The organism is Sphingomonas sp. Leaf30, from assembly GCF_001422525.1.
Lineage (GTDB): Bacteria > Pseudomonadota > Alphaproteobacteria > Sphingomonadales > Sphingomonadaceae > Sphingomonas > Sphingomonas aerolata.
The window spans coordinates 79965-102248 of the sequence record NZ_LMKZ01000002.1 but is presented as its reverse complement, the minus strand read 5'-3'; the positions used below and the strand labels follow the sequence as shown (position 1 = coordinate 102248).

Genomic DNA, 22284 nt, shown 5'->3' with positions numbered 1-22284 from the left:
AATTGATAGAGATTTGCGAGAGGGCAATTCAGACAAGAGTGAGCGCGGTTCTCCCCGTATGCCCGGTCCAAGCCCTCACACGATTATGACACGCCTAGCGCGACCTGCATTATCGCGCGTGGTTCTCCATCCCTGCATGACGTGTCACAGTTGCCAAGCTCTAGCCCAGCGGATCGCTAGCCGTGCCGATGCCCTGCCTCTCATGTTGTAGCTTGTGAGTCATGCCTCAGCGGTATCCTCACTATGCCTCACAACATACTTGACAGAGTTGAGAGGATGCCTCAGATATCGGGCGTACCTTGTGAGGATGAAGCCATGAGCCGCGTTGCCTACTTCCGCGTATCGACCGAAGCCCAGAGCATTGAAGCCCAGCGCCAAGCGTTGGGTAGCAGCTTCGACCGTGAGTTTTCCGACGAAGGTGTAAGCGGGGCTATCCTCGCTGCTGACCGTCCCGGCTTTGCCAAGCTGCTAGAGTACATACGGGAGGGCGATACGCTCTACGTCTATGCCTTGGACCGGCTGGGCCGTGATGCCCTGGACGTACAGGCCACGGTACGGAAGCTGCTAGACCGTGGCGTTACCTTGGACGTGAAGGGCCTTGGACCTATTGGCCGTGGCGTTGGGGAATTGATCGTAGCTGTCCTAGCCCAGATGGCTGATATGGAACGGCATCGGATCAAGGAGCGGTGTGACAGTGGCCGGGTAGCTGCAAGGGCTTCGATAGAGGCAACGGGCCTTACGCATCGTGGCAAGGCTGGGCTGGGCCGTCCGTTCGCTGCTGATGCCAAGGCCGTAGCCGATTGGCGCAAGGCGAACGGGGCCACGATCAGTGAGACGATGGCGCATTTCGGTATCTCGAAGGCCACGGTATCCCGGTATTGCGCTGCATGATCCGGGTACTCCCCAAGCTGATACCGGGCAGGCGATGGGAAGGGCCGCGTATGCGCTGCCTCAGCCCCGTCAGACTCGATTAGGAAGGCTCCGGGTATTGCCTAGCCTGATTGCCGGAATGAGTCTGAGAGGGGCTTATTCGGGAGCGGCAAAGTTCCGGCTAACGCCTCCGGGCATTTCGGGACCGTAATCCAATAGGAAACTTTCCTGTATCTGTCGGTCCCGGTATCACTAAGGATCGCTGATACGATCATTAGATTGATCCCTGAGATTTATCAAAGTTTGAGCCTAAGCCCTTATAATCAATCGGCTTAAATCAGTACCGTCCATGAAGAGAAACCAGTCTGCCCCAAGCTATTTGCGGGTAGAGAACTATTGATATACCGCCATAGCCCGGAAGCCCGGGGAAGAATGACAGCCTTAAGCTGTATGATACCACAGCCCGCAAGGGTTAGCCGTAGGGCGACGAGGTGTGCCGCCTTAACGGGATTGGCTCACGGTATCGGGACACCGGCAATACAAGCGACGTATGATCTAACTCAAGATGATGCTGCTGTAGTTGCTCCCCTAAAGTGCCTCAATACGGATATCTATCTGTAGAAGGAAGGACGAAAGGACGACCGGATACAGCTCAGTATTCACTAATCTAAGATGATACCATAGTATTATCTATTAATACCCCCCGGATCAATCCTTGCTAATCTACGGCTTCGATCCGCAATCCTGATACGCATCCTTCAAGTTAGCTCAGTGATATCCCTGCTGAGTTAATCTGAGGAATGTAGAAGCGTTGAACCTTAACAGGTCCGCTGCATGGCTAGCAATATGTACGGCGCATAAGCTAGCCGCTCCTCTACCTACGCAATGCTCAATCACCGATATGCCCAACGGCCTTGAGCAATTGCCAGCCTGCTAACTGTAGCATTGCCCATCGTTGGCAGTTAGCAGGTGACCTATTCCATATCGTTAATACCTGGTTCCTTTTGCTTACGGGCAAGAGGGGCCTCTGTCTGTAATATTTGACTAAGTTACTCCTCTAATTTGAAGGACTATCCATGAACCCTACCCCTGTTGACCTTAGCCGCCTCAATGATCCCCGCGTAATTGACCACATCGAAAAGGTGGATAGCCGTATCCGTGGCGGGTTCCGCCTTTGCCTTGATGTTCTAGGCATCGAACTACCGGACTACGCTAAGTGCAAGCCCGCTGGTCGCCCCTCAATTGCGAAGCTGATGGCCGCTGCCGATGCAGATAGCGGCACCATCCATACCTACCGCGCCGAGAAGCTTCGGGTCGGCCCGTTCGCTCCCCGCCCGTAATCCCCCAAATAAGACACGGAAAACCCCATGACACAGAATACCACGCTTGCAGCTATCGCTAATGAGATTGAAACCTACAAAGCTCAGCTGCTCAAGATCAAAGACCTCGTCGAGCTAATCGGCAAGCCCGCAATCGTTAAGGCTGACGAAGTAGCTAAGGCTTTGGAAGACGCAAAGGAGCGGTTCGCTGAAGCCCTTGCTAATCAGGCGACGGTAGAGCGAGAGGAACGGCTTAAGCCCTTCACTGATATCCGCATTGTCGCTTCCCCCGGTCACAACCTGCTGAGTACATCCTATACGATCTATTACACGCGTAAGACTTGGGATAATGACGCCAAGGAGTCTCTGCCCAAGGTGCATGAGTGCAAGGGGTTTGCGGGCCTAGATGATGCTGCATACGAATATCTTCTAACGGTGAAGCCGCATCTGATCCCTGCCGAGATTATCGCGCTGGCACCGGGCAATCCGCAGGAGGCGTTCATGCTCTACTTTGTCGGTAGGCAGCGGGGCTATGTTAAGGGCGCGGCGGTCGCTGCGTAATGCCTAGCCTTGATGATCGGGGAACAGGGGATGCGCCAAGGCCATCCCGCCCTGATTATGTTCCCAAGGTCGCCCTAGTCCCGCAAACCCTAGACGATCTGATGCAGCGAGCAGGCCCCTACGCTGATGCCGTAAAGGTTCATCTGGAATGGGGCGCTGTCACCGTTTGGCTAATGAAGGCCGCTTACGGGGATCAACTCGAAGCCGCATCGTTGCCGGTCCGTGTCGCTAACCTCTCCGTCCTCCTGACAAGGGAGGCTGAGGAACATGCAGCAGGATGGCCCCGCCTATCAGGCCCCGCCGTAACTCCCGCAATCTACGGCTATTCCCCGGACAGCCAATGCGAAGCCCGATACTCCGCCGCTCAAGTCCGCTCGATCTGGGAAGCCAATGGCCGTCCGTATCTCAGGCCCAGCGATTGCAAGTTTGCCTTCCAGTACCTTGCCGCCTGCATCCGTAATGGGATCATCCCAGCCCTGCCAACAATGGGCGATGTTGAGCCTAGCTCGCCAGCCAAACCGGCACCGCCTCACATTCTAAATATGTTCAAGGAAAACCAATGACCGCACTAACTCCCCGTCAAACGATCAAGGTGAAAGCCGCGCTTTCCCTAATTGCAGTGCATGGGCATAATCCCCGTACCGTACAGCAACAGGCCAATGCTGAGTTGGCTAAAGGCTTGCCCGCCAATGTCGCTTACAAGAATGCTATTGATGCTTTCACGGCTCGCGTTCCTGCATTGAAGGATACGCTAGAGATTGCTGTCGATCTTATCCATAACAGCGATGATGCTACGGTATCATTGTATGACAAGGCCCTCACTGCATACAATAACAGCGGCGACGAAAGCCATCTTGATAACCTCGCACCTATGATCCTAGAGGATGCTAAGGCATTGACTATCAGCAAGGGCGAAGTTACCGAAGCCGATGCAGCTAATTGGACCGTTGACGATGCTCTAGGTAGCACTGTCGAAGCCTATGCCGAGACGCCTGATGTTCCCGAAGCATCCTCGATCCCGCCCGGTGAGACGGTCAATAGCTCGTTCGCTTTCAATGCCCCTCCCGGCGTTGCTCCAAAAGCTCCCGTAGCGCCTGCTCAAGCGCAACAGACTGGCCCGCAGTGGATCATGGGTCCGACCGGCTATACCCTCGTCAATCAGGCTCCCAGCGGCCCACAGACGGGGCAGAGCATGACGGGCTATGATCCCTTCAAGGGCGGACAGGACGTAACCGGCATCCGGGTAGCTCAGACCGGGGTGCGAGCCCGTCAGACCCACGGCACCCCGGTAGGCGATGTTGCTGGTTTCCAGACTGACACGGGATACCGCGTTACGCCGACCGGGGAAGCTGCCCGCCGAGAGGCTGGCGTCCCGCTTGGTCCCGACGCCTACTAAAACCGGCTAGGAGAGTCGCTGAGAGGCTTTCCCCAATCCCGTCCTACAGATACCCAACCTTATCCAATCGACTCCTGACGGGGGCTGAATGGGGCGGGATCGGGTATCTGTATGTTCGGAGATTTGGGATGAATGTTCGGCGGGGTTATCGGCGCTTTTCTATTGCCATAGTAGGTACATGGATAGTGACTTGGGCTTGCATCGGCGGCTTTGCAGCTTGGCAGCAAGGTATATGGTCAGAACTATTTATCGAATCAATGCGAAAAGGCCAGCAGGCATCTATTGAGTACACCCATGAATATACGACATGGTACGGAAAGCTCATCGCTTTATCACTAGCAGGTGGGGCTTTCACCGTACCTATCATAATATTGTTAGCTTTAGGCTGGTGGGTTTATCGTGGCTTCTCGACCGAGCATGATAAGCCCTAACCGATAATCAGCCCCGGCACCCGATACGTTGCCATTGCTTCGGCCAAGCTGTGTAAATCGTACCCGCTACCGTAATCGTCGGCTACGTCCTTGCCTGCATGGCCCATGATCTGCCGCTGTACTCCCTCAGGCATTCTAGCCCTACGTGTATAGTCCTTGAAGGTATGCCGGAAGGAATGATAAACCTTACGCTTGTCGGCAACTCCGCAGACCTTGCGAAGATAGGGGCCAAACCATTCGCCCCACTTTGCAGTAAGCCTGCCATAGATGTTGGGTTTTAATTCAGGGAATACCCGACCCGTTTGATCCTTTAGCTTTCTAACGTAGGCGATGAATCCAAGCCGCTCTATCTCAGGATGCAACGGGACAAGGCGCTCACTTGCCGCATTCTTAAGCCGGTTCTCTTGGCCTTTCTCGTCTATCGTCTCAGTGATATTCAGGAACCATCCTGATAGCATGTTGCCATCTTGATCGGGGTAGCTGTGGTGCTGCACGTCCGACACGCGAAGCTGGCCTATTTCCTCTAGTCGCGCTCCTGTGAATAGCCCCAGCAACGGTAGCCAGTATGCAGCTTCCGCACGGCCTTGAGCAGGACGCTCCCCATTCGCATAGACCGGGCTGGCAAAGATGGCCTGTAGCTCGGGCAGGGAGAACGGCAGGCGCTTGTTCTTGCCGCCGTCCGCTACCTTGACGCTAATCCGCTCGGCTACGTTCGATGCCGTTAGATCGTTCTGATAGGCCCAGCCTAGCAAGGTCCGCAGGCGAGACAGCTTCGTATTCGTATTGGAGACCGATTGGCCCTCTGCGAGCAGCTTGTCCTTGAAGGCTAGCACGTCCTGCCGGGTCACTTGCTCAACCGGCTTGCGCTCAGTGCGAGCATAAAACCATTCGGCTACGGCCCTATGAGTGTCCTTGCCTTTGGCTACTACGCCGCGCTCTGTTGCCCAGCGGTCTAAGATATCCTTGTCGAGATACAGACCGGACCCGGTAGCAGGCTCGCATTCAACGGCTTGATTTTGGCTTTCCGATGCGCGGGCATTTTGTCCGTTGCCATACCGGGCATGGAGAGCAGCGACCAAGCTATCGGCCTTCTCCCTTTCATGCAGCACAAGGAGGCGACCGGCCCTAGCTATGTCAGCCGGGGAACCCTCAGTCTCGATACCGTCAGCGAGGGCGTCCATGATTGGCTCTAGGTGCTCAACCTCCATATCAGCGGAAAAGCTGGCATCCGAAGCTAGGTCGATTTGCTCTTGCTCAGCTTCCCACCGTTGCCGGTCCCGTTCGATCTGGGCCGCAGGCTTCGGCTTAGCAGGGGAGGGGGCGGGCTTTCTCGCTGTATCCCTATCCCGCTTGGCTTGGTCGAGCAGGGCATGAGCAGCCTTCGTCAGGTCCGGTATGACGGTCTTAGCGGCTTCCCGGTCCTTAAGGCCTAAGGAATGCTTTATCTCTCGCTTCCCGGCCATGAAGGGGCGCAGGTCCGCAGGTATCCCCATTCGGAAGTAATACACCCCGTTGGGGGCTCGATGCAGGTAGGAACACATAGGCTTTCGTCCTCGCACGTTTGTACTAGACGCCTGTAAAAAGTCTTTGCTTTTCAATGGTTTGCTGTCTTTTCAACAGCTTAGTCCGCGTGGTGGAGCCGAGGGGAATCGAACCCCTGACCTCTGCAGTGCGATTGCAGCGCTCTCCCATCTGAGCTACGGCCCCGCGCGGTCCGGCGACGCCGGATCATGTAATCCTAGCGATGGCGCCACCGGCATGCAATCCACCGCCGCGCTCTGCTCGTCATGTTTTGGACACGGGACATTCGTCCCGAGCGCGGCTCGCACGGGCGCACCCGGCAACGGCCGGCGGAACTTCGATCAGGGCGCGGGCGATTGACGGGCAGGCTCGTTGCAGACGGGCACGTCATCTGTGCCTCTGCCGCTTGGCGCGGGATCCGTTCTGCGCCATACCCGAGTCATGAAACCTCAACGACAGGAGTGAAGAATGTCCCGTGCATGGAGCCTGAAGACGCGTCCGCAAGGCATGCCTAAGCATACCGACTTTGAGATCATCGACGTTGCACAGTCCGAACTGGCCGATGGCGAGGTGCGCATCGCCAACCGCTGGCTCTCGGTCGATCCCTATATGCGCGGTCGCATGAACGACGTGAAAAGTTACACCCCGCCGTTCGAGCTGGGCAAGCCGATGCAAGGTGGTGCGATCGGCGAAGTCGTCGAGAGTCGGGCCGAGGGTCTGAAGGCGGGTGATCTCGTCCAGCATATGGCGGGATGGCGCGACGAAGCGACGCTGCCCGCAAACCAGGTCCAGAAGCTGCCGGACCTGGCGGTCGATCCACAGGCGTTTCTGGGGCAGCTCGGCATGCCGGGCATGACCGCCTATTTCGGCCTGCTGGAAGTTGCCGCCGCCAAGTCCGGCGATACCGTCTTCGTTTCGGCCGCGGCGGGCGCCGTGGGCTCGACCGTCCTCCAGGTTGCCAAGGCCAAGGGCATGACGGTGATCGGCTCGGCAGGCGGCGCGGACAAATGCGCCTGGGTCAAGTCGCTCGGCGCTGATGCCGTAATCGACTACAAGTCCGGTACGCCGGTCGTGAAAGCTCTAGGTGAAGCCGTGGCCGCGGTCGGGTCGGGCGGCATTGACGTGTATTTCGATAATGTCGGTGGCGAACATCTGGATGCGGCCTTGGCGCACGCCAAGCTGCACGCCCGGTTCGCGATCTGCGGCATGATCGACGTCTACAACAGCGGCGCGGCAACCGAACTGCGCTATCTCGCAAGGCTGATCGGTAACCGTATCCAGATCCGCGGCTTCATCGTCAGTGATTTCATGGATCGGGCTGCGGAGTTCTATACGGACATGGGAGCCCTGCTGAAGGCGGGCACGTTGAAGCGGCAGGAAACCGTGCATGATGGCCTCGACGCAATGCCCGACGCGTTTCTCGGACTGTTTTCGGGTGGAAATACCGGCAAGATGCTCGTCAAGCTCTGAGCATTTAGCCCCCTCCCGGTAGTGCGGGAGGGGGCATTCATTCAGATCGCGCCCGAGAAGGTGTCGCACACCTTCGGATCACCGCTGTCGAGACCACGACGAAGCCAAGTCTGACGCTGCGCCGAGGTGCCGTGCGTGAAGCTGTCCGGTACGACCCGGCCCTGCGCCTGCTTCTGAAGCGTGTCGTCGCCGATCGCCTGCGCAGCGGTCATGCCCTCCTCGATGTCACCGGGCTCGAGACGGTCGCGATTGGCGGCCGCCCAGACACCGGCGAAACAATCAGCCTGCAACTCCAGGCGAACGGACAGCGCATTGCCCTCACTCGAACCAGCGCGCTGCTGCGCGCGTGAAACCTGGCTCGACGTGCCGACGAGGTTCTGGATGTGGTGACCGAATTCATGCGCAATGACATAGTCCTGCGCAAAGTCGCCGCGTGCGCCGAACCGGTTGGCCAACTCGTCGAAGAAGCTGGTGTCGAGGAAGATTCCATTGTCGGTCGGGCAGTAGAAGGGCCCCATTGCCGCCTGTGCCGCGCCGCAGCCCGAACGGCCATTGTCGTCGAAGAAGCTGAGCTTGGGCGCCTGGAACTGTTCGCCGTTCTTTGCAAAGATTGCGGCCCAGGTCTTCTGCGCCGAGCTGAACGCGTTGCACGCGGCGCGTCGTTCGGGGTTCAGCGTGCAGATCGACTGCGCGTCGGTGCCGGAACCCTGTTCGCCGCCGCGGCCGGGCCCACCTTGCGTTATCTGCCCGGAGGGTGCGCTGGGCGACGAGCCGCCACCCAGCATGCCACCAATATTGCCGAGGCCGCCGAACAGCGCCATCACGATCAACACGACGACGATGCCGCCGCACCCGAAACGGCTGCCGATCAGCGGCAGCAGGCCGAACAGTAGGCCGCCGCCACCGCCGCCCGAACCGCCGCCGCGGCCCTGATCCTCGACATTGATGTTGGGGTCGAAATCGTCGAGCCGCATGGTCTTAGGACTTTCATTCTGGAGTGGTAACGAAATGCATGGGACGATGCGGAGTTGCATCCGATTGGCTTGCCGGGTCTAATCGCATTCTGCCGACCTTTGGAAGGCATGACAAAGCGTTGTACGGCAGGCGGGGCGTTCTGGCCGCGTCAAGATGGGGGACGAGACAATGTTTCTGGCGGGCAGGACGGCGGTCATCACCGGATCCACATCGGGGATCGGTCTTGCCTATGCGCGGGCCTTTGCGGGGGAGGGGGCCTGTGTCGTTCTCAACGGCTTTGGCGACGCCGCGACGATCGAGGCGGAGCGTGCGGCGCTGAGCACGATCAGCGGTGCGACTGCGCTTTACGATGCCGCCGACATGACCCGCCCCGACGAGATCGCCGCACTGGTCGAGCGCGCGGTCGCGGAAACGGGGAATTGCGATATCGTCGTCAACAATGCGGGCATCCAGCATGTTGCGGGAATTGCGGATTTTCCCGTCGCGACCTTCGATAGGATCATCGCGATCAACATGGCGTCGGCCTGGCACATGATGCGGGCGGCGATTCCGCATATGCGGCGCCGGGGCTGGGGGCGGATCATCTCGACGGCTTCGGCGCATTCGCTGGTCGCTAGCCCGAACAAGTCGGCCTATGTCATGGCCAAGCATGCCATCGCCGGACTGACCAAGACGATCGCACTCGAAACCGCGACCGACAGCATCACGGTCAACTGCATCTCGCCTGGCTATGTCTGGACGCCGCTCGTCGAGGATCAAATCCCGGATACGATGGCGGCGCGCGCGATGACTCGCGAGCAGGTCGTGAACGACATTCTGCTGGCCGCGCAGCCGACCAAGGCCTTCGTCACGCCGGAGCAGGTCGCAGCGCTCGCACTCTTCCTGTGCCGCGACGAGGCTAGCGCGATGACCGGCGCAAATCTGTCGATGGACGGCGGTTGGACGGCAGCATGACAGGTGTCGGCGGTGCCCGTGTCGACGCGCGACGCGCGATCGGGGCGTTGGCGACATGCGTCCTGCTCGTCGCCTGCGGGGGCGGAAAACGGATCGCCAGCGCGCCGCCCCCCGAAGTCGAGCGAACCGATCCCACCGGACGAGGGGCAGGATGGCGCACGGCAGCGACGGTTGCCGACCGCGCAAGGCTCCGCGACTGGCGCGATGCGTGGATGGATGCGCTTGCGCAGATCCCGCAGCGTGAGATTGCCGCGGATCCTCAATTGTTCGATCCGGACCGGGCACTCCCCGATCCGTTGCCACCGATCGGCACCTATCGGTGTCGCACGATCAAGCTCGGGGCGCCTGGAGCGGGCGCGTCACGCTTCATTGCCTATGGCTGGTTCTCGTGCCGCATCGAACAGCCTGCACGCACGGGGGGAGACGGGGACCTGACGTTCACGCGGCTGGGGGGATCGCAACGTCCGTCCGGGACGCTGTACCGCGAATCCCGGGCAGATGCGGCTCCGCGACCGCGTGCGATCTTCCTCGGCAGCATGGCGTTGGGCGACGAACAGCGCCCGATGCGCTACGGCACGGACGCAAATCGTGACCTGGCGGGTGTGATGGAGCGCATCGGTGACCGGCGCTGGCGACTGATACTGCCGCATCCACGCTTCGAATCTCTGCTCGACATCGTAGAGATCGTACCGATGGAATAGACCCGGCATCTCCGGATCGCTGCGACACTGTGCGACATGGTCGGGGAGACAGGATTCCCGACGTACTTTCATCACGCGCTAAGTGTTTGATTTCTCGTCATCGCACGACCCGTCTGTCGGCGGGTTTCACAGCGATGGGTACAACGATGGGGACAAAACGGCAAGTCGGTTCCGGTCGTCCGGCATCGATCGCCCTTTGCGGCCGATGTCCAAACCGTCCAGGGAGGCTGGCGATTTCACGACGATTGGCGGAAACAGTTCGGCACCCCATCAATATCCGTCCGGGGTCGGGATGCCCCAGCGATTGAGCCTGACCGCGCGGCTGGTCGATGACTATGACGACGCCATCGCTTTCTATGTCGGGGCGCGTCGGCAGGTCGCAATCGGGCCGCAGGAGCCGGTGCTGTTCCATCGCGCGCTGGCCGAAAAAATCAGGTATGGGCACCCGGGCGCGAGCCTCGCAGAGAACGAGCGGGCGGCCCGGCTTGCCAGCGCTCATAATTGTGTTGTGGCGCTGCCGAAGGGCCATCGCACGCTGGTCGGCGAGCGGGGTGTGAAGCTGTCGGTCGGCGAACGCCAGCGGGTAGCGATCGCTCGTGGTTTCCTGGTCGATGCCCCGGTCCTGATACTGGATGAGGCGACTTCCAGCCTTGTCTCGGGATCCAAGGCCGCGATCTAGTAGGCGACTGAGCGGCTGATGGTCGGCCGCAACGCGATTGTTATCGCGCACCGGCTCTCCACCGCTCGCGCGCTCGACCGGGTCCTAGTATTCGGAGTGGGGCGGATCGTGGAGGACGGCCTGTATGATGGCCTGCTGGCGGTCGATGACGGCCACTATCGTTCTCTGTTCGAGCGACAGACAGGGGCATCGACGCCGGAAGTCGCCTTACCCACACCTGACCGACGGCAGTCACATGCTAGCAGCAAGAATGAAGCAGCTCCGGCCTGAGCCTATGCTGTCGAAGGAGGAAGGAAGGTAGCAGGATGGGTGGTGTATGACACCACGATCTGCTATCGCAGACCTGCTCCGCGCCGGGGCTTGTCGCAGGGGAAGGGCAGTGAGCCAGGACGAGGGTGGCCGACCGCGTCGTCAGGAACGTGGCAAGCGCGCCCCAAGGGTCGATACAGGTGATCGCATCGTCTTCCGGGTCAATGCCGAGGAGCGGCAGCGTCTGGTCAGCGAGGCGGGCGAACTAGGCATCTCCGCCTATGTTCGCGCGCGGCTGTTCGGCGGGGGCGTGCGCAATCGCGATGCGTTGCGCAAGATCGCCGCGTTGCACGTGGCGGGTCGTCGCATCCAGCAGCTTGCCGAAAAGCCGGGTGTCGACGAGTTCGTGATCGCCGATACGCTCGGTGACGTTTGCGCCGCGATCCGCGGCCTGGTCGACGAACTGGACGACGTGGTGGGCGAGGACGAGAAGGCGCCCGCCCCGTGATCGTGAAGCACATCCCCGCACGGCCTGCCGGACGCAACGCGACGGTCGAGCGGGCGAGGCATGCGCGCAACCTCGTCGACTATCTCCGGCAGCCCGAGAAGCAGAGCGCGGAGAAGGATTAACAGGTCGCCTACATGCTGGCCGAGAAGCTCGGCGACACGAAAGGCGAGCGCCTCTTCCATGTCGGTGCGCGCAACTTCGTCAGCACCGATATCGACGGGCAGCGCGCCGAGATGATCGCCATTGCCCAAGCGGCTAGTCGCAGCCCCAATCCGATCGATCACTGGCTACTCAGCTGGCGCGAAGGCGAGTTGCCGACGCCGGCGGAGATCGACGAGACAGTCACCATGTTCGTCGAGCATCTCGGCGTCGGTGGCCAGCCGTGCATCTATGCCTGCCGCGGCGATACCGACAATCGTCACGTTCATCTTGCACTTAACCGCTATGACCCACTTTCGCGGCAGATGATCGAGATCAACGACGGCTTCACCCGCGAAGCCGCGCATCAGGCGGTCGCCCTCATCGTCGATCGGTTCGGCTGGCAGGCGGAAGCCGACGCCCGCTATGCGGTCCTCGACGGTAGGCCGGTCATGGCCGCGGGTGCCGCGGCACGGCAGGAGGAAGGGCGCAAGCCGATCGGGGCAAAGGCGGCGGCGTTCGAGAACCGGACAGGCTATCGCTCGGCGCAACGGATCGTGCAGGAGGATGCGGTGCCGCGCATCAAGGCCGCGCGGTCATGGCGCGACCTGCATGCTGCACTGGCGGAGATCGGGATACGCTACGACCTCGTCGGCACCAATGGCGTGACGCTGACGGTCGGCGACGAGCGGGTGAAGGCGTCAAGCATCGATCGGGCGATCACCCGGACGCAGGTCGAGAAACGGTTCGGTGCTTTCGAGCCGCGCGCGGCGGCGATCAACGACGTGCCTCGTGACCCGAACGGTGATCGGCTGGCAGAAGCGTTCCGTGCCGACGAATATCGAGCCGACTGCGAACGCTGGCGCCGGCACCAGCAGGCCCGTCGCGAGCAGCGCGAAGCTTTGGTCGGTAAAAGTCAGGATGAGACGGAACAGTCGCGTCCTGCGGTGCGGGAGCGTCGGGCGAAGCTGATGCCACCGCCGCCCGATCTGGAGAGCTGGTATTATACTCGCCGCGAAGTCACCTTCGTTTCGCGCTGGCGAAATCGCCTGCGGGTAACGGAACTGCCGCACTTCAGTGGCGCCGCCAGCCGCACGACACATCTGCCCGGCGAGATCGACGGCTATCACGGCTATCCGTGTTCGGACGGCGTGCGCTACGCGCGGGGCCCGGAAGAGCCGACGGCATTCCTCGATCGCGGCACGAAGATCGGCGTCGTCATCCAAGATGACCAGGCGATGCTGGCTGCCCTGCGGTTGGCGGCGCTGAAGTTCGACGGCAAGTTGTCCGTCACTGGCGACAAGCAATTCCATGAGCGCACGTTTCAGCTCGCACAGCGGAACGGGCTGGGTCATGTGTTGACGGACAGTGATCTCGCCGCCCGGTGGCAGGCCATGCAACCCAAGCCACCGTCTCAGGTTCTCCCGACATCGCTGGTCATCACCGAGCCGGATGCACGAACGAGCGAGAGGGAACCGGCGAAAGGCAAGACGGCCGACAAGCCCATCGTTGCAACGAAAAGCCAGACGAAGCGGGTCGTCACCGCGCCGCCTGCGGATTTGGCGCACCGGTCAGCGGCGGCGAATGGATCGGTTCGCGCTATCGATGCGGAACCCGTGCCACCGCCCAAATCTGTCGACGACCCGCCCGATGTCCGGGCGGCTGTCCGCGCTCGTGAGGCTGAAGTCCTCCAACGGCTATGGGTCCAGGCGTTCTCGAAGCTGGAGGACATGGAACGCTTGCCGGTGCTTGATGACGCTGGGCAATGGACAATCGACACCGCGGGTTTGTCGCAGCCTGAACAGCGCGCGCTGGCCGACCCAGACCGTGAGGCAGAGACGCAGAAACGGCTCGCCGACATGGACGCAGCTCGGGCTGACCGCGAGCGTAAGGCGGCGCAGCACGGTGAAGCCACTGGGGTGGTAGCGCAGAAACCGCCGCGCATTGCATCGTCGAACGAGGTTGCCGGCCCGCAGACCGGCCGCACACAAGGGCGCATCCCGCCGATACGAAGTAAGGGACCGGATGATGTGACCGCCCCCCCGCCCGGCGGCGGGAGAGCCGGGCCCGGACGTTGAATGAAGGAGGGAGGCCTGTCGGCTGTACCATATCGGTGAAAAATGACCTGGCGACGCGTGAGCAGCCCCGCGCCGCCTCGAAGACGGAATATACCTTCATGAAGACCAAGAAGACGGCTGTGACGACGACGTGGCAGAGCCCGGCGCAAGTGATGGACACGCTGTTCGATGTCCGCGAACCCGGTTGCGATGGTATCGGCTTCGCGCTGCTGCGTCCCCGCGCGAAGCAGAAGGTGAACAGCGTCGCGGCGCTGATCGGTGCGAAGCTTTCGCCGCTCAAACCGGCGGGCAGCACGCCGACGACGACATGCGGCATGCCGGTGACCGCACGCGATCACCGCGTCGTGCTGGCGCGCGGCGTCGCCGATATCTCGCTCGCCCGGCTGCTCGACGATTACGACGCGGTGGTGCGCCCGCACCAGCGGCTGCTGGCGGCGGTCATCACTGTGCGCGGTGACGAGGACATGCCCGCGCATGATTTGCTGGACATGGCCGCGACCTACGCCACGATCCATCTGGCACGAGGTCGTCGGCTGACTAGCGTGGTCGCGTTGCATACGCCGGGCGACGAGTTGAGCAGAGCCTTGCCCCACGCACATATCTGCATTCTCGCCCGCCAGCATGCCCCGAGCGGCTGGCTCGCCGAACATGAGGATCTGACCGAGACCGAGCACGGTCTGTGGGCGGAGGAATGGGCAGCATTCCGCGCGGGCTCGGAGCGGCTCGCCGTTGCGGCTTAAGGTAAGTGGCAGACGGTGCGGCCAGCGCCGCCCCGTCTGCCATTCCTATGTGGAGGATGGTATCAGAACAACGACTTGGCCGGTGCCCCGCCTCCTGCTGCGCGTTGCAACTGCGCCTGCCACAGGCGCTCCGCGTCGCCGCCTTCTGAGGTAGCGAGCAACAATTTTCCCGATAAGACCAGTCCTGAGCGATGCGCCGAGCGCCAGCGCTGACGATAATCTTCAATCATGCGCACCACCCGTGTTCGGCGATGCACAGGCTCGTCCAGCCGGCGGCACCGCCCCATGGAACGAGGCGGTGCCGGCCCGTGAGCCAAAAGTTGGAAACTCGCTATTAGACGAGCGCGGACACCTTTAGGCCCGAAGGCCTTGGACATACGCGTCCGCCTCCCGGCCGAAACTCGTTCGGGCCGGGCGTTCGGCTACCAATAGCGAGGTTTCCACGCCTCGGTCCGCCTGCTGGCGAACGCGCTCTCCAAATGCCGGTCCGGTTAACGAACTACGTGCTGTTGTGCAGATGACGCGGTGCGTGTGCCATAATGCGCGCCAGACGTGCGCAGGGCGCTTCTGGTAATAGCCAGCTATGTTGAACGCTTAGCCGCCAGCGTGAATGATCCGCTGGAGGAAAGAAGTTGATGCGACACCGGTTTCCCTGGGTGTTCCGCTTGGCCGCAGCAGTGCTGCTATTGAGCGCAGTCGCCGGACAATGGCGGCAACGCCAGCCGGCCGGCGAGGTCGGCGTAGCCGTTCTGACGATCATCGCCTCGCACTGCCCCGCCGCTGTTGAGCGGCAATCCCGCACAATCAGGGTCGCCGACAGCGCCCGCGCACTCGACCGCTGGGGCTATGCACGGCTGACCGAACTGGTCCGCCGCGATGGTCGCGATCGGTGCCGGCGGCAGCACTGAGGGAAAAAACGGTCGGGGCGAAGCGAAGCCCCTGACGAGAAATGAAATTTGAAGGGGGCCTGATCCGGACCGTGCCGGTCCGGGGATCACGCCAGTCCACGAAGGCCCCCATGTCCAACATGATCCACGAAACTCTGCCGACCGCGTCGGTTGCGCTCCTGAACTATGTCCTCGCCGAGCTCGGACCCGACCAGCCCGAACCGCTGGGCGGCAACACGGGCCTGCCTGCCGCCGTCGAATGTCTGAAGCATAACCTCATTGTCGCTGTCACGCCGATCACGGCCGCCGGCCTGTTCGACCCGGCATTGCGGCGCTGCGCCGCCACGCGCTCGTGTGATGTCGTGCTGGTGCGCCATGGCTTTCACCCTGAGAGCATCGACCCGGTCCGCGTCGATATCGCGCTCCACTCGCTCAGCGGTCCGTTTCTCCTCAGCGCCCTCAGCTTCTTCCGCCACCGCGACCGCAGCCTGCATCTCGTCCCCGACGGCTCCGGCCTGGGCGTGAAGATCGGCCCCGATGGTGCCGAGATCGCCACCGGGTCACCGTGGGACAGCGCGTGGGATCGCGCCGCCGGACTGGAAAGCGCCGCTGCACAGATCGTGCTCGCCTGCCGCAGCAAAAACCAGGGTTGAGATGAGGACAAGGGGAAGCGGCCCCGATGCGGGGATGAAACAAGGAAGCAAGATGATGACCATGACTTACGACGCGTTCGAAACAGCCTGCACCAAAGCCGTCGCCCGGTTGCTGCTCGGCAACCGCCAGCTGAAGGCTGGCGTCGTGCTCACCGGCGGTGGGCGGCTCGACCTGGAAGGCAAGATCAGGCTCGGCCAGAAGGCACGATCAAGGGAAACAGATGTGCTCCACCTTGAATACGGCTCCGGCGAGGATGGTAGGCACGCGCTCACTGGCATGATCGTCTTTCTGGTGCGCGAAGACATCTGCCACATCCAGAGCGATTGCCGGCTGTTCCTGTCGAAGGCAGCGACCCGCGGCCTCGTCCTGCCGCAATCCGGCGCCCGTGGCCACTTCCGTCTGGCCCCCGGCGAGATCCTCCACATCGATGGTAAGCCCGCTGGCAGCGTCACCGATGGCGTTGCGCGCGCCGATGCTTGGCTCGCACACCAATTGACGCTCGAGAGCGACGCCGTCGATGACGGTCGATACCAGGTCTGGTCGCAGGCGGCGTGACGGTGACTGCAACACCGACGATGGAACTGCGAAGGTCGACAAGGATCACTTGGCGGGCGTCAGCCACCTATGGCCTTGATCCCAGATACCGCCCTGACGCTGCGAGCCAGCCAAAGACCCGGGACCAGTTCTGCGTAACGGTCCTTCTGCTGGCGCGTAGCGCCCAGTGTCAGGATCATTAGCGAGAACGGGGTATGCTGGCCCCTGCCTCGTGTATCGAGAAAGCGGACACGCCCCCGCAGCAGATAGATGTCAGCATCCGCGCTCAGCGTCTCGTGAAACAAGGCAGAGTCGGTCCGGACCGGCACTAGGCAGACAACCGTCTCGACCTTGCCGGCACACTACTGATTATGGGCGCGTCGCAGCCACCGAAGGAGTTGCGAATATGGCGGATTAACGAAAGCGACGTTGCCCGACCATTCATCGACCAGCCCGTCGCCGCCTTCGCTCAACAGAATCCGGCGATGCGCGATGACCGGGCTGAGCAGATGGCCACACGGATCAAGATCGATCTCGCCGAACGCCGCGTAGATGCTCGTCATGAAGTCGGGCGGCGTAAAGCGGCGATCGCGATCCTCCTTGTCGCCTTGTCCCCAATAGGATCGTTCGGGTGCACGGCGGCGGGCAGTGGGTGCGATTTCGGCGAGCAGACGCAGCAGGCTCGCCACCGATCCGCCGCCCCGTTCCAGCGCGGCGATGGTCGTCGGTGACAGACCTGTCTTGTCCGCTGCCCCTCTCAACGAAATCGATCGCTTTCGCCGTTGCGCGCACAACTGCTCGGGCAGCGACTTGCCGGCCGCGAGACCGGTCAGGCGAAAGTCGAGCGCCGCCATGGCAGCGATCAGTGTCGGGACCGATCCGATGCCTTTCTCCAGCCGCTTGATAGTTTGGGCCTCGACGCCAATCCGGTCCGCGAGGGTTCGCTGTGACCAGCCGGAAGTCCGTCGCGCATCACGTAGTTCGTGTATCAGAGTCTGATCCCGTTTGGGTTCATATACGAGTGGGTTATCCGCGTGAAGACTCGTTGGCAAGGCCGTTGCCATTTATCGTGTCTGCACAGTCACTGTTCACCCGGATATCGGGTACAGGCAGTCTACAGTTCGCGAAGTGGCAAAAGTTTTCGACCTATGTGGAGGCAAATTTGGTGGATAGCGGCCCGTCAGTTATCGGGCGGCGATAGCCGGTAAACAGCCGTTCGTTAATTCGATGGGGCAGGGGGGGGGCTGATTCGTCGTTTTCCGGTAGAAAGAGGGCGGTCCACTTTCGGATGACAAACATTATACGTGGACGTTCGTTCAAGTTTTGAGGCAAGACGGTAATCAGCCGCTTTCTTGTGCCTCCGGCCAAACGCTATGCGGTTGGCCAAGGAAGAACCAACCTTGATCTAATAATTGATCGTACATGATTTGGAAAATTAAGCGGCAATACTTTTTGGTCGAAATCACTCCTTCATATCGTGCCAAAGGCGTAGGCTGAAAGAGCGAAACGCAGTAGCGGCCGGCGAGAGGGAACGACCCACAACCTGAGCCAACCCGATCCTGCGTTCCACTACAGGGTCTTCGAGTGTCCGCCAGGCGACTGAACGATCGGCCAGCATCTTTATCGTCGATTGTGGGAGAACAGTGAGTCCAAGACCAGCGGCGATCAAGCCGCCCATGGTTACCAGCTGAGATACTTCGTACAGCGGTTTAACAACAATTCCTGCCTGCGCTAGTGCGGCGTCAGATAGCGCTCGCACGCTGCTATGCGCTGCCATTGCGAGAAATGGCGTACCTGCGACAGTTGACCAGGGTGCGGGGCCGGGAACGTCCAGCGCCGATCCGGCTTGGAAGACCAGCACGCAACGATCAGACAACAAAGGTTCGAATGTGAAGTCTCGATCTTCCGGTTCTGTCACGAAAGCTAGATCGGTCTGTCCGTCACGAAGCTGACGGTAAAGCGTCCCGGCAATCTCATCGCGGACCACAATTTCAACTGCCGGACTGACGGCGATGAACCCTTTGATGAATTGCGGGAGTGTGGTGGCGGCGAATGATGGCAGCGCGCCGATGACAATTCGCCCCCGCATGCCGGTGAGGTCTTTCGACAGTGCCGCAAAGGCGTGATCGAAGTCCGCAATCAGTCGCTCAACGGTCGGTAGCAGCATGCCGCCCGCGCCAGTAAGCTCCACCTTGCGGGAACTACGGTCGAACAGCCGTACCCCAAGGTCTTCCTCCATCAGTCGGATAGTACGGCTGAGCGCCGGCTGCGATAGGTTCGCCAGCCGTGCTGCTTCACTGAAGTTCTGCGTGTGTGCGACCTTCAAAAATAGCCTTAGGCTCGATAGGCTCGGCGTATGCGGCATCTACCCTCCAGTCGGGTGATCTGTATTGATCAGTTAAGCTGATCGATCAATCCAGACTTTGTATTTCTGTGATCGTCCGCGTTCGCCGATACACGTTCGGCGAGCGACGGCCCCGAGCCGATCGCATCAGCTAGAGTCGGTAGAGAGCCGGCCGATCAGAGGGGGGGAACATGAAGGTCCATCAAATTCGTTTTGCGTACGAAAGCCTTGGCGCGCTCGCGGTCGCATTGGCAATGCCGGGAATGGCGGTCGCGCAGGCAGGCGCCTCGACCAGCCAGGCTGGAACGCTGCCAACCCCGAAGGTCGATCCGACGCAGACAGATAGCGCGCGGGCTCCAGGCGCGGGCGCAAGCGCCGCGGGTACGCCGAACGCACCGACGGCCATCGCCGGTGACGCCGGCGACAACTTGGATCAGCAGGGTAGCCTATCCAACGACGCCCGCACTGGTGATCCGGCCGACATCGTCGTAACGGGCACTAACATCTCAGGCGTTAAGGCCGTCGGGAGCGAGGCGGTAACGCTGAGCCGCGAGACGATCATTGCCAGCGGTGTTGCCAGTGTAGCGGATGCCGTTAACACCCTCCCACAGGTCAGGAACCTGGGTGATTTCCGTGAAGGCGGAACACAAGGATCTTACAACTCGCAGCAGGGCTCCGCGATCAATCTCCGCGGATTGGGCGCACAAGCAACGCTGACCCTAGTGGACGGTCACCGTGTCGTCGGAACGGGGGCAGCCTCCAACTTTACCGAAGCGAACCAGGTGCCGATCGCCGCCATTGCCCGCATCGAGGTAATTGCGGACGGCGCATCGGCTATCTACGGTTCTGATGCGGTCGCGGGCGTCGTCAATTTTGTGCTTCGAAAGGACTTCGACGGCGTCGAAGCGTCGACGCGCGTTACTAATCAATCGGGCGGTTTTCAGATTCAGCCGTCGATCACAATCGGCAAGAAATGGGGCGACGTAGGCGGCTTGGGAGGGGGCAACTTCCTTGTCAGCTATGAATACAGCCACCGCGACCCCTTCCTGCGCGCAAAGAACCGTTTCCTACTGAACGATTTGCGCCCGTTCGGAGGGCCCGACAACCGTCTGAACGGTACCACGGCGACGCTAGCCGGTCCGGCCAACATCTACGTACAAAATGCGGACGGATCGCAGAACCCGGTGCTCCCGCGCGCCGGCTTCTTTACATATTACGGGCTGCCAGCGGGCGCCAATGTTGGCCTTACTCCGGCAAACCTGCTTCGCAATCAGCCTAATCTAGCAGATAACGCTTTTTTCAACGACTATACCGGTCGGCTCGATCGTCATCAGGTCTCTCTGTTCGCGAACCAGGAGTTCGGCCCTTCGGTCGAGGCGTTCCTGCAAGGAACGTACTCAAACCGGCACACCTTTTCGCGCTCACCGGCATCCACCGTCCAGAACGTGACACTGTCGCCGTTCCTGCTCAATCAGGCGGGAGCGGTGACTGCCACTCGCAATCCCTATTATATCGCAGGCATTCCTGGCGTCGCCGCAGGAGCGCCGCTGAACGTGCAGTACAGCGCCCTCAAGGACATCCCATCGAGCAACTTCGACAACAGATCCGAGACCTACTCGGTTACCGGTGGCGCGCGGATCAGGCTACCGTGGAGCTGGCGGGCCGAGGGTTACTACACCTATGGTCGTGACAAAGCCTGCAACTACTGCCAAGTCGGAAGCAATATAAATCCTAACGCGCTGCAGTATCAGATCAACTTAGGCAATATCAATCCGCTGAGTTCGATTGCTCTGACCTCCACGCAGCTTGGCACAATTATCGGCGACAATCTCCAGCGCAGCGGCAACGGACTAGATGATGCGGTAGTCAAGTTCGACGGCCCATTGTTCTCTTTGCCTGCCGGCAGCGTCCGGGCGGCGTTCGGGGGCGAACGGAACAAGCAGTATAACTACAACATCAACGGCGCAAACCGCAACGCACTTAACGATTTCATTTTCGATACAACGGCGGAAAACAGTCAATTGTCTCGGACGATCTGGTCAGGGTTTGGGGAAATCTACCTTCCGATCATAGGGGAGGATATGAATATCCCATTGATCAAGAGCTTAACCTGGGACGCAGCTGCGCGCTATGATCACTATTCAGACGTCGGCTCCACGACGAACCCGAAGATTGGGGGTACCTGGGTAGTCAACGACATCTTAAGCTTGCGAGGGTCATGGGGCACGTCGTTCCGGGCCCCGTCACTACCCGACGTCAACCTGTTCTCTTATTCCGCGGTCGGAGGGTTTGCCAACTCAAACAACGATCCGCGTATCGTCAACGGTGCCGGGCCTGGGTTTACAAATGTCGGGGTCGTGGTCGGGTCAAACCCGCAGCTTCAGCCGGAGAAGGCAACCAACTGGTCGGTCGGTGGGAACCTCAATCTGGGCGACTTCAAGGCCGAGGCAACCTATTACAACATTCGCTATACGGATCGCATACAACAACCAAATTCCATCGCCGCGTTCCAGGCTGGCGGCTACCCAGGGTACAACGGGTACAGTCAGTTCATCATCCCGGTCAGGAATCCTGCGGGCTGCGTCAATACCGACCTGTCGACTCTCGATCCGGTGCTGCGGAGTTATCTCAGCCGAACCTTGCTGTATGGCACGCTACCAAATCCGTGCGCCGTCAACGTGCTGATCGACGGTCGCAATGCGAACCTCGCCGCGACCAAGCAGGACGGGCTGGACGCCTCGCTCAGCTACCTGCACAAGTTCGGGGATATCACCGTCAACGCCTCTACGGCGGTAAGCTGGACGATCAGTAACAAGGAACAGGTCGTCGCCAATTCGCCGTTTGTTGATCGGCTCGGCTTCTATAATTCGCCAACCGAGTGGCGTGGACGCGGCAGCCTGGGGCTGCTCTACCGGGGCGTCAGTGCGAATGCGTTCGTCAACTATATCGGGTCCTACCTCAACGACTTGGCGCTCGGCCCAATTGGCCAGTCGTTGACCCCGCAGAAGGTGGATGCGTGGACCACGGTCGATATGACGCTGGGCTATGCCATCAATTTGGATGACTCGCCCACACCGTTTAAGGGGTTGAGGGGGTCCGTGACGATCCAGAACCTGTTTGACCGCGATCCGCCGCTAGCGATCTCGTCGAATGGCGCGTTCAACGGGGCTTATTCGAACCCGTTCGGTAGGACCGCCACGGTCCAGCTCACGGTCAACTTCTGATCGCTGCTTGCCACATTGCCAATAGATCATCGGTATAATGGTGAATTTACC

The 22284-nt window shown here is 60.7% G+C and carries 22 protein-coding genes, 1 tRNA gene and 1 pseudogene; 17 read left to right on the top strand and 7 right to left on the bottom strand.

The genetic code is table 11. The features are described from left to right. Nucleotides 1-315 precede the first annotated feature (315 nt). The 4 genes from ASE89_RS07305 to ASE89_RS07290 all read left to right on the top strand — a co-directional run bounded on the left by ASE89_RS07305 (nt 316) and on the right by ASE89_RS07290 (nt 4146). Nucleotides 316-891 (top strand): recombinase family protein, encoded by a 576-nt coding sequence (locus ASE89_RS07305; protein WP_056675630.1) that lies wholly within the window; start codon nt 316-318, stop codon nt 889-891. Nucleotides 892-1946: 1055 nt separating this feature from the next. Beyond that, on the top strand, nt 1947-2210 hold the full coding sequence (locus ASE89_RS07300; RefSeq protein ID WP_056675627.1) for a hypothetical protein: 264 nt from the start codon (nt 1947-1949) through the stop codon (nt 2208-2210). 27 nt (nt 2211-2237) lie between these two features. Continuing rightward, nucleotides 2238-2750 (top strand): hypothetical protein, encoded by a 513-nt coding sequence (locus ASE89_RS07295; protein ID WP_056675626.1) that lies wholly within the window; start codon nt 2238-2240, stop codon nt 2748-2750. Between the two features lie 559 nt (nt 2751-3309). Then, the gene (locus ASE89_RS07290; protein ID WP_156363347.1) at nt 3310-4146 is read left to right on the top strand and encodes a hypothetical protein; all 837 of its coding nucleotides are present in this window, start codon (nt 3310-3312) and stop codon (nt 4144-4146) included. A 427-nt stretch (nt 4147-4573) separates the two neighbouring features. Here ASE89_RS07290 and ASE89_RS07285 read toward each other — a convergent pair whose 3' ends face one another. From ASE89_RS07285 to ASE89_RS07280, 3 genes and pseudogenes are all read right to left on the bottom strand, one after another. Continuing rightward, entirely contained in the window at nt 4574-5758 is a 1185-nt protein-coding gene (locus ASE89_RS07285) for a site-specific integrase (RefSeq protein ID WP_168427591.1), read from the bottom strand. Nucleotides 5759-5938: 180 nt separating this feature from the next. Next, nucleotides 5939-6118, bottom strand: a pseudogene (locus ASE89_RS21555) (DUF6538 domain-containing protein); the annotation flags it as partial. Nucleotides 6119-6208: 90 nt separating this feature from the next. Beyond that, a tRNA-Ala gene (locus tag ASE89_RS07280) sits at nt 6209-6284 on the bottom strand. Between the two features lie 282 nt (nt 6285-6566). On the opposite strand from ASE89_RS07280, the gene ASE89_RS07275 reads away from it, so the two are divergent. Then, the gene (locus ASE89_RS07275; RefSeq protein WP_082451320.1) at nt 6567-7568 is read left to right on the top strand and encodes an NADP-dependent oxidoreductase; all 1002 of its coding nucleotides are present in this window, start codon (nt 6567-6569) and stop codon (nt 7566-7568) included. 41 nt (nt 7569-7609) lie between these two features. Here the strand turns inward: ASE89_RS07275 and ypfJ are convergent, their stop codons facing one another. Continuing rightward, nucleotides 7610-8542, bottom strand: coding sequence for a KPN_02809 family neutral zinc metallopeptidase (ypfJ, locus tag ASE89_RS07270; RefSeq protein ID WP_056675621.1), 933 nt, complete (start codon nt 8540-8542; stop codon nt 7610-7612). A gap of 169 nt (nt 8543-8711) precedes the next feature. Between ypfJ and ASE89_RS07265 the strand changes: the two genes are divergently transcribed. The 8 genes from ASE89_RS07265 to ASE89_RS07235 all read left to right on the top strand — a co-directional run bounded on the left by ASE89_RS07265 (nt 8712) and on the right by ASE89_RS07235 (nt 14590). Then, on the top strand, nt 8712-9497 hold the full coding sequence (locus tag ASE89_RS07265) for a 3-hydroxybutyrate dehydrogenase (RefSeq protein ID WP_056675619.1): 786 nt from the start codon (nt 8712-8714) through the stop codon (nt 9495-9497). Beyond that, nucleotides 9494-10198: a DUF4893 domain-containing protein gene (locus ASE89_RS07260; protein ID WP_082451358.1), complete on the top strand. Its 705-nt coding sequence runs from the start codon at nt 9494-9496 to the stop codon at nt 10196-10198. Before ASE89_RS07265 ends, ASE89_RS07260 begins: the two co-directional genes overlap by 4 nt. A 304-nt stretch (nt 10199-10502) precedes the next feature. Continuing rightward, nucleotides 10503-10877: an ATP-binding cassette domain-containing protein gene (locus tag ASE89_RS21135; protein ID WP_056675617.1), complete on the top strand. Its 375-nt coding sequence runs from the start codon at nt 10503-10505 to the stop codon at nt 10875-10877. An 18-nt stretch (nt 10878-10895) separates the two neighbouring features. Then, the gene (locus tag ASE89_RS21130; protein ID WP_056675615.1) at nt 10896-11147 is read left to right on the top strand and encodes a hypothetical protein; all 252 of its coding nucleotides are present in this window, start codon (nt 10896-10898) and stop codon (nt 11145-11147) included. 109 nt (nt 11148-11256) lie between these two features. Further along, nucleotides 11257-11634 carry a hypothetical protein gene (locus ASE89_RS07245; RefSeq protein WP_056675614.1) on the top strand — a complete coding sequence of 126 codons (378 nt, stop codon included), beginning with the start codon at nt 11257-11259 and terminating at the stop codon, nt 11632-11634. Continuing rightward, nucleotides 11631-11756 carry a hypothetical protein gene (locus ASE89_RS21445; protein WP_269082955.1) on the top strand — a complete coding sequence of 42 codons (126 nt, stop codon included), beginning with the start codon at nt 11631-11633 and terminating at the stop codon, nt 11754-11756. The genes ASE89_RS07245 and ASE89_RS21445 overlap by 4 nt, the downstream gene beginning before the upstream one ends. 12 nt (nt 11757-11768) lie before the next feature. Then, nucleotides 11769-13850, top strand: coding sequence for a relaxase/mobilization nuclease domain-containing protein (locus ASE89_RS07240; RefSeq protein ID WP_056675613.1), 2082 nt, complete (start codon nt 11769-11771; stop codon nt 13848-13850). Nucleotides 13851-13885: 35 nt separating this feature from the next. After that, the gene (locus ASE89_RS07235; RefSeq protein ID WP_056675612.1) at nt 13886-14590 is read left to right on the top strand and encodes a hypothetical protein; all 705 of its coding nucleotides are present in this window, start codon (nt 13886-13888) and stop codon (nt 14588-14590) included. Between the two features lie 62 nt (nt 14591-14652). Here the strand turns inward: ASE89_RS07235 and ASE89_RS20250 are convergent, their stop codons facing one another. Beyond that, nucleotides 14653-14820 carry a hypothetical protein gene (locus ASE89_RS20250; RefSeq protein ID WP_156363345.1) on the bottom strand — a complete coding sequence of 56 codons (168 nt, stop codon included), beginning with the start codon at nt 14818-14820 and terminating at the stop codon, nt 14653-14655. Between the two features lie 405 nt (nt 14821-15225). On the opposite strand from ASE89_RS20250, the gene ASE89_RS07230 reads away from it, so the two are divergent. From ASE89_RS07230 to ASE89_RS07220, 3 genes are all read left to right on the top strand, one after another. After that, entirely contained in the window at nt 15226-15498 is a 273-nt protein-coding gene (locus ASE89_RS07230; RefSeq protein WP_056675611.1) for a hypothetical protein, read from the top strand. Nucleotides 15499-15608: 110 nt separating this feature from the next. Continuing rightward, a complete protein-coding gene (locus ASE89_RS07225; protein ID WP_056675604.1) occupies nt 15609-16130 on the top strand; it encodes a hypothetical protein in 522 nt (173 codons plus the stop codon). A gap of 52 nt (nt 16131-16182) precedes the next feature. Then, nucleotides 16183-16686, top strand: coding sequence for a hypothetical protein (locus ASE89_RS07220; protein WP_156363344.1), 504 nt, complete (start codon nt 16183-16185; stop codon nt 16684-16686). A 341-nt stretch (nt 16687-17027) separates the two neighbouring features. On the opposite strand, the gene ASE89_RS07210 is transcribed toward ASE89_RS07220, so the two are convergent. Both ASE89_RS07210 and ASE89_RS07205 read right to left on the bottom strand, forming a co-directional pair. Beyond that, nucleotides 17028-17729 (bottom strand): DNA N-6-adenine-methyltransferase, encoded by a 702-nt coding sequence (locus ASE89_RS07210; RefSeq protein ID WP_082451319.1) that lies wholly within the window; start codon nt 17727-17729, stop codon nt 17028-17030. Nucleotides 17730-18127: 398 nt separating this feature from the next. Next, nucleotides 18128-19030 carry a LysR family transcriptional regulator gene (locus ASE89_RS07205; RefSeq protein WP_082451318.1) on the bottom strand — a complete coding sequence of 301 codons (903 nt, stop codon included), beginning with the start codon at nt 19028-19030 and terminating at the stop codon, nt 18128-18130. 170 nt (nt 19031-19200) lie between these two features. Here ASE89_RS07205 and ASE89_RS07200 point away from each other — a divergent pair, with 170 nt between their 5' ends. Beyond that, nucleotides 19201-22233, top strand: a complete 3033-nt coding sequence (locus ASE89_RS07200; protein ID WP_056675597.1) for a TonB-dependent receptor plug domain-containing protein — start codon at nt 19201-19203, stop codon at nt 22231-22233. Nucleotides 22234-22284 lie beyond the last annotated feature (51 nt).

Excerpts from the sequence above, each read along its gene's own strand:
- ASE89_RS21130 (WP_056675615.1), top strand. The coding sequence starts at position 10,896 with ATGGTCGGCCGCAACGCGATTGTTATCGCGCACCGGCTCTCCACCGCT.
- ASE89_RS07265 (WP_056675619.1), top strand. The coding sequence starts at position 8,712 with ATGTTTCTGGCGGGCAGGACGGCGGTCATCACCGGATCCACATCGGGG.
- ASE89_RS07300 (WP_056675627.1), top strand. The coding sequence starts at position 1,947 with ATGAACCCTACCCCTGTTGACCTTAGCCGCCTCAATGATCCCCGCGTA.
- ASE89_RS07225 (WP_056675604.1), top strand. The coding sequence starts at position 15,609 with ATGTCCAACATGATCCACGAAACTCTGCCGACCGCGTCGGTTGCGCTC.
- ASE89_RS07220 (WP_156363344.1), top strand. The coding sequence starts at position 16,183 with ATGATGACCATGACTTACGACGCGTTCGAAACAGCCTGCACCAAAGCC.
- ASE89_RS07275 (WP_082451320.1), top strand. The coding sequence starts at position 6,567 with ATGTCCCGTGCATGGAGCCTGAAGACGCGTCCGCAAGGCATGCCTAAG.
- ASE89_RS07200 (WP_056675597.1), top strand. The coding sequence starts at position 19,201 with ATGAAGGTCCATCAAATTCGTTTTGCGTACGAAAGCCTTGGCGCGCTC.
- ASE89_RS07230 (WP_056675611.1), top strand. The coding sequence starts at position 15,226 with ATGCGACACCGGTTTCCCTGGGTGTTCCGCTTGGCCGCAGCAGTGCTG.
- ASE89_RS07240 (WP_056675613.1), top strand. The coding sequence starts at position 11,769 with ATGCTGGCCGAGAAGCTCGGCGACACGAAAGGCGAGCGCCTCTTCCAT.
- ASE89_RS20250 (WP_156363345.1), bottom strand. The coding sequence starts at position 14,820 with ATGATTGAAGATTATCGTCAGCGCTGGCGCTCGGCGCATCGCTCAGGA.
- ASE89_RS07305 (WP_056675630.1), top strand. The coding sequence starts at position 316 with ATGAGCCGCGTTGCCTACTTCCGCGTATCGACCGAAGCCCAGAGCATT.
- ypfJ (WP_056675621.1), bottom strand. The coding sequence starts at position 8,542 with ATGCGGCTCGACGATTTCGACCCCAACATCAATGTCGAGGATCAGGGC.
- ASE89_RS07260 (WP_082451358.1), top strand. The coding sequence starts at position 9,494 with ATGACAGGTGTCGGCGGTGCCCGTGTCGACGCGCGACGCGCGATCGGG.
- ASE89_RS07295 (WP_056675626.1), top strand. The coding sequence starts at position 2,238 with ATGACACAGAATACCACGCTTGCAGCTATCGCTAATGAGATTGAAACC.
- ASE89_RS07205 (WP_082451318.1), bottom strand. The coding sequence starts at position 19,030 with ATGCCGCATACGCCGAGCCTATCGAGCCTAAGGCTATTTTTGAAGGTC.
- ASE89_RS07210 (WP_082451319.1), bottom strand. The coding sequence starts at position 17,729 with ATGGCAACGGCCTTGCCAACGAGTCTTCACGCGGATAACCCACTCGTA.
- ASE89_RS07290 (WP_156363347.1), top strand. The coding sequence starts at position 3,310 with ATGACCGCACTAACTCCCCGTCAAACGATCAAGGTGAAAGCCGCGCTT.
- ASE89_RS07285 (WP_168427591.1), bottom strand. The coding sequence starts at position 5,758 with ATGGACGCCCTCGCTGACGGTATCGAGACTGAGGGTTCCCCGGCTGAC.